This is a genomic window from Psychroserpens sp. BH13MA-6 (genome assembly GCF_052983595.1).
Genome location: NZ_JBRJGE010000008.1, coordinates 65,567 through 82,598, shown reverse-complemented (window position 1 = coordinate 82,598; position 17,032 = coordinate 65,567). Strand labels below are relative to the sequence as shown.

14 protein-coding genes and 1 tRNA gene are annotated in these 17,032 nt (G+C 35.8%); 13 read left to right on the top strand and 2 right to left on the bottom strand.

The window, feature by feature from the left end; genetic code table 11:
- Positions 1–255: 255 nt before the first annotated feature.
- Together ACU8DI_RS14360 and ACU8DI_RS14355 are read right to left on the bottom strand one after the other, a co-directional pair.
- On the bottom strand, positions 256–1,743 hold the full coding sequence (locus tag ACU8DI_RS14360) for a protein kinase domain-containing protein (protein WP_447113480.1): 1,488 nt from the start codon (positions 1,741–1,743) through the stop codon (positions 256–258).
- A gap of 782 nt (positions 1,744–2,525) precedes the next feature.
- Positions 2,526–2,607, bottom strand: a tRNA-Leu gene (locus ACU8DI_RS14355).
- 144 nt (positions 2,608–2,751) lie between these two features.
- Between ACU8DI_RS14355 and ACU8DI_RS14350 the strand changes: the two genes are divergently transcribed.
- From ACU8DI_RS14350 to ACU8DI_RS14290, 13 genes are all read left to right on the top strand, one after another.
- Positions 2,752–3,693 (top strand): ribose-phosphate pyrophosphokinase, encoded by a 942-nt coding sequence (locus ACU8DI_RS14350; RefSeq protein ID WP_447113479.1) that lies wholly within the window; start codon positions 2,752–2,754, stop codon positions 3,691–3,693.
- A gap of 25 nt (positions 3,694–3,718) precedes the next feature.
- Positions 3,719–4,384: a 50S ribosomal protein L25/general stress protein Ctc gene (locus ACU8DI_RS14345; protein WP_447113478.1), complete on the top strand. Its 666-nt coding sequence runs from the start codon at positions 3,719–3,721 to the stop codon at positions 4,382–4,384.
- A 147-nt stretch (positions 4,385–4,531) separates the two neighbouring features.
- Positions 4,532–5,098: an aminoacyl-tRNA hydrolase gene (gene pth, locus ACU8DI_RS14340; RefSeq protein ID WP_447113477.1), complete on the top strand. Its 567-nt coding sequence runs from the start codon at positions 4,532–4,534 to the stop codon at positions 5,096–5,098.
- Positions 5,099–5,190: 92 nt separating this feature from the next.
- On the top strand, positions 5,191–7,158 hold the full coding sequence (locus ACU8DI_RS14335; RefSeq protein WP_447113476.1) for a M43 family zinc metalloprotease: 1,968 nt from the start codon (positions 5,191–5,193) through the stop codon (positions 7,156–7,158).
- A gap of 94 nt (positions 7,159–7,252) precedes the next feature.
- Positions 7,253–8,173 (top strand): bifunctional riboflavin kinase/FAD synthetase, encoded by a 921-nt coding sequence (locus ACU8DI_RS14330; RefSeq protein WP_447113475.1) that lies wholly within the window; start codon positions 7,253–7,255, stop codon positions 8,171–8,173.
- Entirely contained in the window at positions 8,167–9,492 is a 1,326-nt protein-coding gene (locus ACU8DI_RS14325; RefSeq protein ID WP_447113485.1) for an HTTM domain-containing protein, read from the top strand. Before ACU8DI_RS14330 ends, ACU8DI_RS14325 begins: the two co-directional genes overlap by 7 nt.
- A 75-nt stretch (positions 9,493–9,567) precedes the next feature.
- Positions 9,568–10,842, top strand: coding sequence for a serine--tRNA ligase (gene serS / locus ACU8DI_RS14320; protein ID WP_447113474.1), 1,275 nt, complete (start codon positions 9,568–9,570; stop codon positions 10,840–10,842).
- 403 nt (positions 10,843–11,245) lie between these two features.
- Positions 11,246–13,021, top strand: a complete 1,776-nt coding sequence (locus ACU8DI_RS14315) for a tetratricopeptide repeat protein (RefSeq protein WP_447113473.1) — start codon at positions 11,246–11,248, stop codon at positions 13,019–13,021.
- A gap of 175 nt (positions 13,022–13,196) precedes the next feature.
- Entirely contained in the window at positions 13,197–13,523 is a 327-nt protein-coding gene (locus tag ACU8DI_RS14310) for a DUF4286 family protein (RefSeq protein WP_447113472.1), read from the top strand.
- Between the two features lies 1 nt (position 13,524).
- On the top strand, positions 13,525–14,310 hold the full coding sequence (rsmA, locus tag ACU8DI_RS14305) for a 16S rRNA (adenine(1518)-N(6)/adenine(1519)-N(6))-dimethyltransferase RsmA (protein WP_447113471.1): 786 nt from the start codon (positions 13,525–13,527) through the stop codon (positions 14,308–14,310).
- A gap of 19 nt (positions 14,311–14,329) precedes the next feature.
- Positions 14,330–15,700: a magnesium transporter gene (gene mgtE / locus ACU8DI_RS14300; RefSeq protein ID WP_447113470.1), complete on the top strand. Its 1,371-nt coding sequence runs from the start codon at positions 14,330–14,332 to the stop codon at positions 15,698–15,700.
- 28 nt (positions 15,701–15,728) lie between these two features.
- A complete protein-coding gene (locus tag ACU8DI_RS14295; RefSeq protein WP_447113469.1) occupies positions 15,729–16,094 on the top strand; it encodes a cupin domain-containing protein in 366 nt (121 codons plus the stop codon).
- A complete protein-coding gene (locus ACU8DI_RS14290) occupies positions 16,091–17,032 on the top strand; it encodes a 2-hydroxyacid dehydrogenase (protein ID WP_447113468.1) in 942 nt (313 codons plus the stop codon). The genes ACU8DI_RS14295 and ACU8DI_RS14290 overlap by 4 nt, the downstream gene beginning before the upstream one ends.

The following is a 17,032-nucleotide window of genomic DNA, read 5'->3' as shown; positions in this document are numbered from 1 at the left end:
TTTTGTTATTTGGATGTAGTCAATTTTTCGAGTGGGATTTTTCTCAATTTTATTTGTTCCAAATATTTTATTTATCCAACTCAATTTTCTTGTTTCTTCGGGTTTTTCTTAAATGACGCACAACGTAATTGTGTATGGTTTGTTGCGGAAAATGGTGTGACTCGTTTTCCGCCATTGACTAAGATAATTAATAAGATTGAATTTCCGACAGTAAATTCAGCCGCAATGAATTATAAACGGTGTTGTGTAAAGTTATTAATAGTTTCTAATATCATGTGTCATTTGTTCACCAATGATATTACCTTCTTTATCTTTAACAAAATATACATCATATCCAATATCAACTAAGTGCTGAATGTATTCACGAAACTTTTCTGCTCCCATTTTTCCATGTCTTCCATCATATGTCGATGGTGTTTTATTGTAGGCTGAAGATTTTCTGAATATTACAAGATTTCCTCCTGTTAATCGAATGATGGTTCTGTATTTATTGGGTCTTTCATTCCATCCATCATCATATTTCTCATACCAATATTCAATAAAGTCATGTGGTTTGTACTCTAAGGGTTCAAGTTCAATTAATTCCTCAGAGTTTGAATAAGAAGAATAAATATGGTCTAACTTATCTAACTCTAAATAGAAATAGTTCCATTGCAAGTCATCGTTGAAAGAACAAAAAGAAAGTTTTTTTGGTTTTATCAAATATGGAATACCACAATCCAATTCTATCAATCCTCTTTCGTAAGATAATTTTGCTCCTTCTAAGTCAAGTCCGCCACCATCATCAAAGAACATATGGTTCAATGCTTTTATTCCGCCAACCATATTCAAAATATTCGTAATCATGTTAACATCTGTCCATTCTGCATATTCTGGAATGTTAGCTGGGAATAAATTATATTGTATTGTTTTCCAATCCAGTTCATTCTTTTCGTAAAAACTATCTTGAATCTCTTTCCAAGTATTTAGTATTTCATAGAACTCCTTGATTGAAGGTCTTAGTTTTGGGTCATTTTCAGTCGATTTTATTAATAAGTCCTCAAGAATATTCAAATATATTTCTGGAACGTAGTTAGTTAAACCTATTGAGCCTGTTGGTGAATATTGTCCTTCAAAACCATTCTCAATACCTGTTAATAGTATCCAAAGTGTTTTTGATAAACTATATACATCTGCTGAAAATCCATCTGATTTTTCAGGTTTATTGCGCATTTCTGGTGCAATAGTCCATCTAGGTCCTAAGGCATTACCAACTATCGTAAGTCCACTTTCCTTATCAGGATAATCAACCAAACCAAAGTCACCGATTATAAATCTCTCTTGAAAAAAGAGGTTTTGTGGCTTTATGTCTCTGTGAGATACTTCTTTTGCATGTAGGTTAATTAATATTTTTGAAATTTCAAGTATTGCATCTACTTTTACAATCGAAGGCTTGTTTGCCAAGTATTTGTTTAACGTTGTTGTTTCAGGCATTACATACCATAGAGTGTCAGGTTCGTCTTGAACCGAATCAATGATTTTCATAACACCATCAATATCTTGATTTTCCGTTATGATTTTTATTTCATCTAGAAATCTTGTTCTAGAAGTTTCATGAGTCTTTTTTAATATTTTTATAACTTGTTTTTCGCCATTAGAAATGTTCTCAACAGTCCATACAGAACTATTTCCACCATGAGCTATGTTTTGGATAAGTTTCCAATTTCCATAGATTTCATCTTTCGAAAATGTCTTTTTCGCCATGGTGGTTTATAATTTTACACAACTCGTTATATAAAGACCAAAAGCACCTATATCCCAATAAATTATCGAAAAAACACACATCTGACCTATTTATGAATTTTTAAAATTACTAAAAACTAAGCATCTGTGTTTAAGTAGTTTTACTTTTCTTTTAATTAGGCAGTTAATATTATTTAAAAAAATATTCTTCTAAACTTCCTGAACATCATGGGGTTGATTAAAATAAACATTAGCTTATCATAGTTATTTGTTGGAATAAATAAAGCAACAAAACTGTTGCAATAAAAGTATCAACAACTTTGTTATGGTAATTATTATATAAGATAAAGAGGCTTAAACACATGCCGTATACAATCAAATAACTAACAACAACAATATTGCAACAAAAGTTTCAACAACGTTGTTGTGAAAATCAAACAAGAAAATCTAAGATAAACCTAATATATTATACAATTAAGCCGCAGAATTTGCTTGGTTTACTTTTAGTTAAAACACTAATTAAAACTAATGAACTTTTTAAAAGTATTAGATATCATATTTAGCTCATGGTTAGTCAAAGCATCACAATACTCAACAAACTTTCTTTTGCTCCTTATAGCTTCCTATTTCAGTCTTTCGATTTCTTCTAGATATTGATCTTGGTTTTCTTTTTCAGTAGCAGGCACAATTAATTCAGCACTCATAATTTTACTTTTTTAAGATTAATTTGACTAAATACTGACTAAAATAAACATAAAAAAACCGTAAACATTTAGTTATAAATGATTTACGGTTTAATACAGTACTCAAGGTGGGAATCGAACCCACACTCCCGAAAGAACTGGATTTTGAATCCAGCGCGTCTACCAATTCCGCCACTTGAGCTAATTCGGACTGCAAAATTAAAAAATAATTTATTACAAACAATCAAAAATAGTAGGTTTTATGCTTTTTCAGTAAAAATAAATTCCTAAATTTGCACCTCGTTAAAAACAACAGGGTAACTAACGCACAAATAATTCATTACCAATGCCAAACGCAGCCACAGAAGCAAAAATTTTTGCCTGTACACAATCCAAAGCACTTGCAGAGAAAATCGCAGTTACTTTTGGTGCGCCATTAGGTAATGTGATTACATCTACGTACAGTGATGGTGAATTTCAACCGTCTTACGAAGAATCTATTAGAGGCACACGAATTTTCATTATTGGTTCAACACATCCTGGACCAGAAAATTTGATGGAGATGCTCTTGATGATTGATGCTGCAAAGCGTGCATCTGCAAGACATATCACAGCTGTTCTTCCGTATTTTGGTTGGGCAAGGCAAGACCGAAAGGATAAGCCTCGTGTACCAATTGCTGCTAAATTAGTCGCCAAAATGTTGGAGGCTGCTGGTGCTACACGAATCATTACCATGGATTTACACGCAGATCAGATACAAGGTTTTTTTGAGAAGCCTGTAGATCACTTGTTTGCGTCTACCATATTTTTACCATATTTGAAATCCTTAGGATTAGACAATCTTACGATTGCATCGCCAGATATGGGTGGATCCAAAAGAGCCTATGCCTATTCGAAAGCATTAGAAAGTGATGTCGTGATTTGCTATAAACAACGTGCAAAAGCCAATGTTATTTCGCACATGGAATTGATTGGTGATGTCACTGGTAAAAATGTCGTATTAGTAGATGATATGGTCGATACTGCTGGTACGTTAACGAAAGCTGCGGATCTTATGATGGAAAAAGGGGCGTTGAGTGTAAGAGCCATTTGTACCCATCCTATACTATCCGGAGAAGCTTATAAAAAACTTGAGAATTCGAAGTTACAAGAATTAATCGTTACCGATTCAATTCCTTTAAAACAGAAAAGTGACAAAATTAGAGTCTTAAGTTGTGCCGATCTATTTGCTGAAGTCATGCATAATGTGCATTACAACAAATCGATTAGCTCTAAATTTTTAATGTAATTTAATATTAATATAAACACAAACAATGAAATCAATTACAATCAATGGATCTCAAAGAGAAAGCGTGGGCAAAAAAGCAACAAAAGCCTTACGTAATGCTGGTCAGGTTCCTTGCGTATTATACGGAGGAGACCAGAACGTGCATTTCTCTGCACCAGAATTGGCTTTCTCTAAACTTGTATACACGCCTAATGCGCATACAGTTGTGATTGCCTTAGACAACGGCGAAACTTACGATGCTGTTTTACAAGACATCCAGTTTCACCCAGTAACAGATAACATCTTACACATCGACTTCTACCGTCTATTTGAAGATAAAGAAATCGCTATGGACATCCCAGTACATATCATTGGTACGTCAAGAGGAGTTCTTAATGGAGGTATCTTACGTAGAAACAGACGTAAATTAAGAGTTAAAGCTTTACCAAAGAACTTACCAGATTTCTTAGAAGCTGACATTACACCTCTTAAAATTGGAGGAAAATTGTATGTCACTGCTTTAGAAGGTGAAGACTACAAATTACTTCATAGCGACAACACAGTGGTCGTCCAAATTAAGACGGCTAGAACGGCGATTGTTGATGACGAAGATGAAGATGAAGATGAATTAGAGGAAGGTGCAGAAGCAGCTACAACTGAAGGAGGAGATGCTCCACAAGGTGATGAAGCTGAAGCTCCAGCTCAAGAATAAATTGAGTATTCTTTAGAAATAACAAAAGCATTCTATTAATTTAGAATGCTTTTTTATTTTTACATAAAACCGAAACGTATCTGGACATTTATAAAACATATATTTAATTGGAAATCAACAGCAACCGAGACTGAAAATAGTGATCCTATGAAAAAATTTCTTGTTGCCGGTTTAGGCAATGTAGGCGACAAATATGTAAATACAAGACACAATATAGGCTTTAAGGTATTAGACGCCTTAGCTGAGAAAGAAGGCTTGACATTTGAAACTCAAAAACTTGGAGATATTGCAACCTATAAATTTAAAGGGCGCACCTTTATCCTTTTAAAGCCGAGCACTTATATGAACTTAAGTGGCAAGGCTGTCAAATATTGGATGACAAAAGAGAAGATTCCTCAGGACAATTTATTGGTAATTACCGATGACCTGAACCTCCCTTTTGGTAGCATAAGGCTTAAAACTAAAGGAAGTGATGGCGGCCACAATGGGCTCAAGGATATTCAGAATGTTTTACAAACTACAAAGTATAATAGGTTCCGCTTTGGTATAAGTGATGAATTTAGCAAAGGTCGTCAAGTAGATTACGTTTTAGGAGAATGGTCTGATGAAGAAATCCAAAAATTACCTGAACGCCTAAACCAATCTGTAGAAGTGATCAAATCTTTTGGAACTGCTGGTGTCCATAACACAATGAACACTTTTAACGGCAAATAACTCGTATTTTGATGTTAATTTCGCCAACAAATTCAATTTTTTATTGAAAAATTCTTAATTTGTGGAACTTTAATTTTTTAAACAAATCTATAATGAGAAAAATTACTCTTAAATTTCTATCTGTGGCTCTTCTGTTGGGAGGTTTAACACTTACTGCACAACAAGGAAAAACAACCAATATGCCTGAACCAGTTAATGGTTTTATCAGATGTGCGGCTGATGAGTATAATAATGCGCTCTTACAGAATAACCCTAGAATGATGGGTAGTGAAGCATATGAGCAATTAATTGCACCAAAAGTTGCTGAAGCAAAAGCAATGATGCAATCCAATAATCAAAGAGTGCTCCAATTTACAATACCAGTAGTTGTTCATGTTATTCATAATGGTGAACCCATTGGAACAGGAGCCAATATTTCTGATGCTCAAGTTTTATCACAAATTCAAGTTTTAAATGAAGACTTCAGGAGAATTATTGGTACCAACGGATTTAACACAGATCCTAATGGTGCTGACGTTGAAGTAGAATTTTGCTTAGCTAAACGTGATCCTGATGGTTGTATCACCAATGGTATCGATAGAGTTGACATGTCTAGTGTAAGTACATCTTGGGGTGGATCTGGTCCAACTAGTAACACCAATACCATCTTAAAACCAACAACTACTTGGGATGCGTCTCAATATATGAATATGTGGTCTGTGAATTTTTCTGACCCAACACTTTTAGGGTTTGCGCAATTCCCTGGTGGACCAGCTGCTACAGATGGTGTGGTTTCTAACTACACTTATTTTGGTAGTAACGATGCTCCAGGTGTTAATATTCCTGGTGCCTTCAATCTTGGACGTACCATGACACACGAAGTTGGACATTACTTAGGACTTTACCACACGTTTCAAGGTGGTTGTACTGGTAGTGGCGATTTCTGTAATGATACGCCTGCTGTTGATGCTCCTAACTTCGGATGCCCAACAACACACCAATCTTGTGGTACTTTGGATATGGTAAGAAACTATATGGATTATACGGATGATGCTTGTATGAATGTGTTCACTAATGATCAAAAAGCAAGAGTTATTGCAACAATGAATACTGCTGCAAACCGTCCTAATACGACAACATCGAACGTTTGTACTCCTTTAGCTGATGTAAGTGCTGATGGTAGTATCAAATTGAATGGATTAGTTCCTGGCGCACCATGTTCAGGGGATTTCATACCAAATGTTAGAATTCAAAACTACGGTACTGCAACCTTAACATCTGCGACCATCACTTACGATGTCGATGGATTGAATCCAATGACTTACAGTTGGACAGGTAATTTAGCAACAAATGCTTTTGAAGATTTTGATTTACCACTTGTCAACCCAGGAAGCGGTCCTCATATATATACGGTTTCTATTTCTGCACCTAATGGTAATACTGATGAGCGAGCTTGTAACGATGTAGATGATCTTGCTTTTGACGGTATTGATTCCTATTCTGAAACAACAGAAGTGAGATTAACAATTGTTCCTGATAACTATGGAAGTGAAATTACTTGGACTTTCAGCGATGAAAATGGAACTATTGCCTCTGGTGGTCCTTATGTTGACGGAAATACTACACAAGTAGATGCTACATTCCCTGTTGTTCCTGATATGTGCTATACTTTTACCATCAATGATGGTTTTGGAGATGGTATCTGCTGTGATTATGGTATAGGATCTTACAACCTTAGAACTGATGATGACACTATTATCTTCCAAGGAGGCGAATATGCAGATTCTGAAACAACGCAAATTTCTACAGTTGCATTGAGTGTTGATGATTTCTTTGCTAACGGTAATCTTTACCTGTATCCTAACCCAGCTGGAAGCCAGTTGAATATCAAATTAGGTGATACTAATGATTTACCAACGAGTTACGAAATTGTAAATATTTTAGGTCAGTCTATTACGAAACGTACTATTGAAACGAATGAAGATCTTGCGGTAAATACCTCTTCATTAAGTAATGGTGCTTACTTCATAAAAATTACAAAGGACAATAGTTCTGTAACCTTACCATTTATTAAAGAGTAAATTATAAATCTATAATAATTAAGAGAGGGTTGATTTTTTCAACCCTCTTTTTATTTACCCATCTTTATAACTATTTTTACCAAAAATTCAGGTATTGAAATCACCTTCTACACAATCACAGTCGCCAAAAGCCTCGGTTATTACAATCGGCACTTTTGACGGCGTTCATATTGGACATCAAAAAATCATTAAACGCCTGGTTAAATGTGGACAAAACAAACAGCTTAATTCTACGGTTTTGACATTTTTTCCGCATCCAAGAATGGTGCTGCAACCTGATTTTGATATTCAACTATTGAGTACTATTGAAGAGAGGAAATCACTACTTTCGAATTTCGAATTAGACACAATCGTCATCAAAACATTTACGAAGGCATTTGCAAATTTATCTGCTTACGACTATGTGAAAACGATTCTTGTAGATGAACTAAACGCCAAACATATTATTATAGGTTATGACCACCATTTTGGAAAAAATAGAACGGCAAATATTGACGATCTAAAAGCTTATGGCCTAGAATTTGGATTTACTGTAGAAGAAATTTCCGTGCAAGATATCAAAGATGTGGCCGTAAGTTCAACTAAGATTAGAAAAGCGCTTATGGAAGGTGATATTGCCATTGCTAATTCATACCTAGGCTATCCCTATTTTTTAACAGGTAAGGTGGTCAAAGGAAAAGGAATTGGTAAAACGCTCCAATTTCCTACGGCAAATATTGACATTAAGGAACCTTATAAATTAATACCTCAACCAGGTGTCTATGTTGTAAAATCAACGATAGGAGAAACGAGGGTTTACGGCATGATGAATATTGGCAACAATCCAACATTCAATGAAAAAAAACAATCCATCGAAATTCATTTTTTCGATATTCATGATAATCTTTACGGACAAACGCTTCAAATAGATATTTTACATCGCTTAAGAGATGAACACAAGTTCAATTCCGTCAATGATCTAAAAGCACAGCTTGAAAAAGACAAAATTAATGCCTTGGCATTTATAGCATCATGAATAAATTCCTTTTCAAACATATTGATAACAGTGCCCTAATAGTTTTCAGAATGCTCTTTGGCGCTCTTGTCTTTCTTGAGAGTGCAGGTGCTATTGCGACTGGATGGCTAAAGCGTACTTTAATTGAACCTGAGTTTACATTCAACTTTATTGGATTTGAGTGGTTGCAACCACTTCCCGGAAATTGGATGTATGTCTATTATGTGGTCATGGCTCTTTTTGGTCTTATGATTATGGTGGGCTACAAATATCGCATGAGTATGATTGCATTTACACTCATGTGGTCAGCCACCTATTTAATGCAAAAATCATCCTATAATAATCATTATTATTTTCTGATGATCCTAAGCGGTATCATGGCCTGTCTTCCTGCTCATAAATATGCCTCCATAGATGTGATGCAACATCCTGATATGAAACGTATTTCCATGCCTAATTGGTGTCGATGGGTATTCATATTTCAATTGTTCATCCTTTATAGTTATGCATCGATAGCCAAAATGTACCCAGATTGGTTGGATACGAGTGTCCCGGAATTATTAATGAAGAGCAAAAAAAACTATGCCTTAGTTGGAGATCTTTTACAACAAAAATGGGTGCACTACGGTATTGCCTATGGTGGCATTTTGTTTGATGGATTAATCATACCGTTATTGTTATGGAAGCCAACCAGAAAAATGGCATTTTTTGCATCCATATTTTTTCACTTGTTTAATTCATTCATTTTTCAAGTTGGAATTTTCCCTTATTTATCTCTCGCTTTTGCCGTTTTCTTTTTTGAACCAGAGGTGATTAGAAAATTATTCCTAAAACGTAAACCTCTTTTCACAGAAAACACCATTTCAGTTCCCAATCACGTTCATATATTCAAATTTGTTTTTATTGGCTATTTTGTGATTCAAATCGCATTACCACTACGTCACCATTTTATTGAAGATAACGTTCTATGGACAGAAGAAGGTCATAGATTATCATGGCGAATGATGCTCCGTTCTAAAAGCGGAAACACAACTTACAGAGTTGTAGACAAAGCCACGAATAAGGTCACTCAAATAAACTTGCGAGACTATTTAACGAAAAAGCAGGTTAGAAGTGCGAGTTCCAAACCCGATGTCATGTGGCAATTTTCGCAGAGACTTAAAGACATTTATGCTGAAAAAGGTATCGATATTGCCGTTTACATCAGTTCCTATCTAAGTGTTAATGGTCGTAAAAGTCAGAAGTATATTGATTCTAATATCGATATCGCCAATACTGAATGGTCACATTTTAAACATCATGAATGGATTTTACCTTCAAATCTAGACGAGAATAACTGACAATTCCTTAAATTTGGCGTTTCAAAAATGGTTTAAAAGACCATTGAAGTAGACCTGTTTAATACAAAGAAAGCCATGTTACAAGTTGCATTTATTAGAGAACAAAAAGAGGATATTATTGCACGTTTATCAAAACGAAATATCGATGCCTCGAAATTGATTGATGACGTTATCGTTTTCGATGAAGAGCGTCGTCAATTACAGACACAACTTGATAATACTTTAGCAGAATCAAATAGCATCTCAAAGGAAATAGGTCAACTTTATAAATCTGGCAAAGCAGCAGAAGCCAATGTCTTAAAAGAAAAAGGCGCTAAATTAAAGGAAGACTCTAAACTGTTGGAAGACCAACTCAATTCTAAAGCTGAAGCACTCAATGAACTGCTTTATAAGATCCCTAATGTCCCTCACCCATCTGTACCAACTGGGAATTCTGATGAAGACAATGAAGAGGTTTTCAGAGAAGGTGCAATACCTCAACTTCACGCAAATGCTAAACCACATTGGGAATTAGTAAAAGACTTAGATATTATTGATTTTGAATTAGGTAATAAGATAGCAGGTGCTGGATTTCCAGTCTATAAAGGCAAAGGCGCACGATTACAACGTGCTTTAATCGCCTATTTTTTAGATAAGAACACAGCCGCTGGTTACGACGAAGTTCAAGTACCGCATTTGGTAAATGAAGCCTCAGGGTTTGGCACTGGTCAATTACCAGATAAAGACGGTCAGATGTACCATGCAACAAATGTGAGCCCTAGCTTATATTTAATTCCTACAGGCGAAGTGCCTGCCACAAATATTTACCGTGACGATATATTGAATTTATCGCAATTACCCCAAAAACTCACCACGTATACCCCTTGTTTTAGAGTTGAAGCCGGTAGTTATGGGGCTCATGTGAGAGGCTTAAACAGACTCCATCAATTTGATAAAGTTGAAATATTAAGAGTAGAACATCCCGACAAATCTTATCAAGCGCTGGAGGAAATGGTGGAACACATTAAAAGTATTTTAAACGAATTGCAATTGCCATATCGTATCTTACGCCTTTGTGGTGGTGACCTTGGATTTACATCGGCACTGACCTATGATTTTGAAGTTTTCTCTACTGCTCAAGATCGATGGTTGGAAATATCTAGTGTCTCAAATTTTGAAACCTTTCAAGCCAACCGTTTGAAATTGCGCTTTAGAAATGAAGACGGCAAAACGCAATTATGTCATACACTGAACGGAAGCTCCTTAGCCTTGCCTAGAGTGTTAGCGGGAATCTTAGAAAATTACCAAACAGAAAATGGGATCCAAATTCCAGAAGTATTGATTCCTTATACAGGATTTGATAGCATCTAAATTTGTAGGAATTTTATCTTTAATTGTCGTTTAAATGCTAAAAAAACACGTCGTTTGACGAATAATTGGCATTTTTCTTTGATTTTTAAATAATTATGTAGATGTTAGTCTTCCAAATAAGAAATAACCTACTTATTATGAAAAATATCAAACGCCTAGTACTTTTGGTGACACTCATAGTCATTGCAAGCAAAGTCTTATTATAACGTATTAAATTACTAATACGACCTTAAAAAAAAGCCACAGCAGAATATCTGAATCATTTTGTAAAAAATCGATTAATAGCACATTTATTTTGGTTGGTAATGCCTGAACTTGCGTTTGGGCATTTTTTTTGCTGTTATTTATAAAAACATTCACAATAACTAGGAAATCCTTTTGTTATATTTACATAAAATTGACCATGCAACGCCTTATAATTTACATCGCTTTTTTTTGTTGTGGCTTTTTGTTCTCCCAAAATGAACAGTTAGCTGATGAGTATTTTAAGCGTGGTGAATTCGAAAAAGCACTACTCACCTACCAAAAACTCAATGACAGCAAACGCAGTTCGAAATACATTTATAAAATCATTGAGACCTTACAACAACTCGAACGCTATGATGAGGCACAAGCCGTCATTGAGCAGCGAATGACCGAAATCAATTATCCGGCACTTTTAGTTGAATTAGGTTATAATTATCAGCTTAAAGATAGCATGGCTTTAGCCAACAAGTATTATGACCAAGCGCTTTTAAAAGTAGAAGAACGCCCAAGTTACACCTACGGGATTGCTAAAAAATTCGAAGACCATTCTTTATTAGATCGCGCCCTAGAGGCTTATAAAAAAGGGATGGAATATAATCCAGATTTTAGTTTCAACATGCAAATGGCTCGAATTTATGGCGAGCAAGGGAATATTGAATTGCTGTTTTCAAATTATATTGATTATATAGAAATAAAACCTAGTTTTTTGAGTAATGCGAAGCGCGCTTTTAGTGATTTTGTTTCTGAAAACAAGGAGAATGAAAACAACCTTATACTGCGAAAATTACTTCTTAAGAAGTTACAATCCAATCCAGAGCCTTATTGGTATGATTTATTAAGTTGGCTCTATATTCAACAAAAAGAATACAATAAAGCATTCATACAAGAAAAGGCACTGTACAAAAGGAGTCAAGAAAGTTTAAGTAGGATTATTGACCTTGCATTGACCACAGTCCAAGAGAATGAAGATGCCATAGCGAATGCCATTTTTTCTTTTGTTTTGGAGAATTCGCAAGACATAGATACGAGGTTGACTGCCCATCAATACCTATTGGAAATGGCCATTAAAAATGCGCAAAACGATGATTTTAAAGCGATTGATGAAGAATTTCAAAGTTTATTTCAGCAATATGGAACATACGAACAGACCATTGCCTTACAAATCGCTTATGGGAATTTTTTAGCCTTCCATAAACATCAACCAAAAGCGGCTAGTGACTTTTTAAAAAAGAGTTTGGAGTTGCAGTTATCGACATTTCAAGAAGCGACAGTTAAACTGAAACTTGGTGATATTTTAGTATTTCAAGAACGCTTCAATGAGGCCTTGATTTATTACACACAGATTCAAGCTAACTTAAAAAATAGTACGATTTCGCAAGAAGCTCGATTTAAAGTGGCTAAAACCAGTTATTATAAAGGTGATTTTGATTGGGCAGAATCGCAATTGAAGATATTAAAATCTTCCACATCCCAATTGATAGCGAACGATGCTTTAGAATTGAAGCTTCTTATATCAGATAATAAAGACGAAGACTCTTTGAGAACGGCTTTAAAACTCTATTCGAAAGCTGATTTGATGGCATTTCAAAATAAAACAGCTGAGTCCATTCAATTATTAGATAAAATTTTGAACGATCACAAGGGCGAATCCATTGAAGATCAAGCCTTGTTTATGCAAGCGAAACTCTACGAAAAAACGCAACAAATCGATAAAGCTATCGGGAGTTATCAATATATCATTGATAATTATAGAAATGATATTTTAGCAGATGATGCCTTGTTCTATCTAGCTGAGTTATATCAAAATCAATTAGATCAACCCGAAAAAGCCAAAGAGCTTTATGAGAACATCATTTTTAATCATGAAGACAGCATCTACTTTATTGAAGCTAGGAAGCGTTTCAGAATGCTAAGAGGGGACGCCATAAATTAATGCTGAACCCTTCCGAACTGGAGATACCAGCAAATTACAGATAGTTGTCAGCAGCAATTCATTCTTAGAAAAATAAGCCTATCTTACCAAAAAAGTCGGAATCCGCTTGAAGACAAGAAATAAACTTCTGTTATTTGCATTTGAAAACTAAGTCGTATTCATTAAACCTATCTTTATGATTATTTACAACGTCACTGCCAATATTGATAACACCATACATGACGAATGGTTGGAATGGATGAAAACGGAGCACATTCCACAAGTTTTAGGAACTGGGAAATTTGAAAAGGCGACTTTATCACAAGTCTTGGTAGATGAAGAAATGGGTGGTATTACCTACTCGATTCAATACCGATCCTATTCCAGAGAAGCGCTTGAAGCCTATTATAAGGAAGATGCCGATCGTTTGCGTCAAGAGGGTTTAAAAAAGTTCGCAGATAAAATGTTGGCTTTTAGAACGGAGCTTCAAATTATTGATGAATATACTGTAAAATTTAAATAACGTGTCAAACAACCACCAAGTAAGGGCTAAAAAACATTTAGGACAACACTTTTTAACCGATGAGTCCGTTGCAAAAAATATTGCTGACACGCTGAGCTTAAAAAACTACAATCATGTTCTAGAAATTGGACCAGGTATGGGAGTTCTCACGAAATACTTACTTGAAAAACCAATTACAACCCATGTGATTGAAATTGATACAGAATCGGTCGCATACCTCAAAGCACATTATTTAAATTTGGCAGATCGGGTTTATGAAGAGGATTTCCTTAAATACGACCTATCAGAGATTTTCAAAGGAGAACCCTTTGCTATTATTGGAAATTTCCCATATAATATTTCTACACAAATTGTCTTTAAAACCTTAGAAATGCGCGAGCACATTCCTGAATTTTCAGGCATGTTCCAAAAAGAAGTAGCCGAACGTATTTGTTCCAAGGAAGGCAGTAAAGTCTATGGTATTCTTTCGGTGTTGGTACAGGCATTTTATGATGCCGAATATTTATTTACTGTTCCTCCATCTGTTTTTAACCCTCCTCCGAAAATTGACTCGGGTGTGTTGTTGCTTAAAAGAAAAACCAATTACACCTTAGCATGCGATGAACAATTATTTTTTAGAGTGGTTAAAACTGCTTTTCAGCAACGTCGAAAAACATTGCGTAACAGTTTAAAAACATTTAATCTTTCCGATAATTTAAAAGCAAATGTTATATTTGGCAAGCGTCCAGAACAACTGAGTGTTGATTCCTTTTTAGAATTGACACAACGCATTCAAGACGATCAATAGAACTCCTAAATTTCCCAATTTGACTGAAGAAAAAGAAAACATACAATTTGAATTGACGGATGAGCTCATTGCAGCAGTTGAATCGTTTGTAGCGATAAAAAACGATAAAGCCCTCAAGGCACTTCTCAATGATTTCCATTATGCCGATGTTGCTGAAATTTTAGATGAATTAAATCTAGACGATTCCGTGTATGTCATCAAATTGTTGGATTCTGAAACAACCTCTGATATCTTAACGGAATTAGATGAAGATACAAGAGAGAAAATTCTCGAAAATCTGTCGGCCAAAGAAATTGCCGAAGAGGTTGAAGAACTAGATACCGATGATGCTGCCGATTTGATTGCTGAACTTCCAGAAAATCGCCAGGCAGAAGTTATCTCCCAGATTGAAGATAAAGAGCATCGTGATGAAATTACGGAACTTTTAACCTATGATGAGGACACAGCTGGTAGCCTTATGGCGAAAGAGCTCGTCAAAGTTTACGAAACCTGGACAGTTGCTGGCTGTTTAAGGCGTATTCGTGGACAAGCAAAAGAAGTGACAAGAGTGCATTCGATTTATGTGGTGAATAAGCAGGAAAAGCTCATTGGCCGCCTATCTCTAAAAGATTTAATCGTCGCTAAAAGTGAACAAAAAATCGCGGATATCGCTAAAGACAATGTGGACTTTGTTCATGTTGATGATGATGTTGAAGATGTCGCTAGAGTGATGGCGAAATATGACTTGGAAGCTATTCCTGTAGTGGACGATCAACAAACACTTCTAGGCAGAATTACTATTGATGATATTGTAGATGTCTTAAAAGAGGAAGCGGAGAGAGATTACCAAATGGCTGCCGGTATTACTGGTGACGTGGAGGCTGATGATAGTATTTTAGATCTCACCAGAGCGCGATTGCCATGGCTATTCTTGGGACTTGTTGGTGGTGTTGGCGCTTTTTTAATTATGGAAGGTTTTCAGAGTACCTTCGATAAATATGCTCTACTCTTCTTTTTTACGCCATTAATTGCCGCGATGGCAGGAAATGTTGGAGTACAATCCAGCGCTATCATTGTACAAGGTTTGGCTAATGACGATGTTAAAGGGAGTGTGAATAGCCGATTGATAAAAGAAATGTTGTTAGCAGCCCTAAACGGTGTTATTTTAGCCATATGCCTTTTCTTCTTTGTTTGGGCAACTCAAGGTGATCCAAGAACCGCATTCGCTATATCTGTGTCCTTAGTTGCGGTTATCATTGTTGCTGGACTTATAGGAACATTCATTCCTTTATTTTTGGATAAACGAGGCATAGACCCAGCCATAGCAACTGGTCCCTTTATTACAACGAGTAATGATATCTTCGGTATCCTTATATACTTCTGGATAGCCAAGCTCATTCTTGGTATTTAATACAAAATGCTTTTGTAACTTTACCCTTATGAAAGCCATTAACATTTCCGATAAATTCACAAAATTTAATGCCCATTGGCATCCACATCAGATTGCTATCGTTGATGACATGCAAGTTATTTTGGCCAAACTCAAAGGTGAATTTGTTTGGCACAGTCATGATGACGAAGATGAACTATTTCAAGTGATGAAAGGTACCTTATATATACAATTTAGAGATCGTACTGAAGTCATAAAAGAAGGAGAGATGATTGTGGTTCCTAAAGGTGTTGAACACCATCCATATACGCTGAATAATGAAGAAGTGCATGTGCTGCTATTTGAAAAATTGAGTACGGCACATACGGGTAAAGTCAAAGATGAACGAACACAAAACCATTACCCTAAGATTTGAAAATATTACATCTAGATAGCAACCATCCATTACTCATCGAGCAACTCAATGCGCTGGGTTTTACAAATGATGAGAATTATACCGCCTCAAAAGCGGAAATTGAAAAAATTATTCATCAATATGACGGTTTTGTAATTCGGAGTCGTTTTAAAATTGACCGGTCGTTTCTCGATGCTGGAATCCGCCTGAAATTTATTGGACGTGTTGGTGCAGGCCTTGAAAATATTGATTGCGACTACGCTAAGCAGAAGGGAATTGAACTAATTTCTGCACCAGAAGGCAATCGGAATGCTGTTGGAGAGCATAGTTTGGCTTTACTATTGTCTCTATTCAATAAACTTTTAAAAGCTGATAAGGAAGTACGCCAAGGACAATGGCTGAGAGAAGAAAATCGTGGAATAGAATTGGATGGAAAAACCGTTGGACTTATTGGCTATGGCAACATGGGCAAAGCTTTTGCTAAAAAACTCAGTGGCTTTGATGTGACTGTTCTTTGTTATGACATCAAAAATAATGTAGGGGATTCCTATGCGCATCAAGTACCACTAGAAGAACTACAAAAGCGCGCGGATGTGCTGAGCCTTCATACGCCAGAAACAGCTACAACTGTTGGAATGGTCAACAAAGCCTTCATCCAGAATTTTAGTAAACCGTTTTGGCTCATCAATACGGCTCGCGGTAAAAGCGTCGTTACTGAGGATTTAGTTGAGGCATTGCAATCTGGTAAGGTCTTGGGTGCAGGATTAGATGTTTTGGAATATGAAAAAGCTTCTTTTGAAAATCTTTTTACAACCGATATCCCAAAAGCTTTTCAATACCTTATGGCTTCAGACAATGTCATCCTTACACCACATGTGGCAGGTTGGACTATGGAGAGCAAAGAAAAACTGGCACAAACAATCGTAGACAAGATAAAAGCAAAATTTTGTTACATTTGA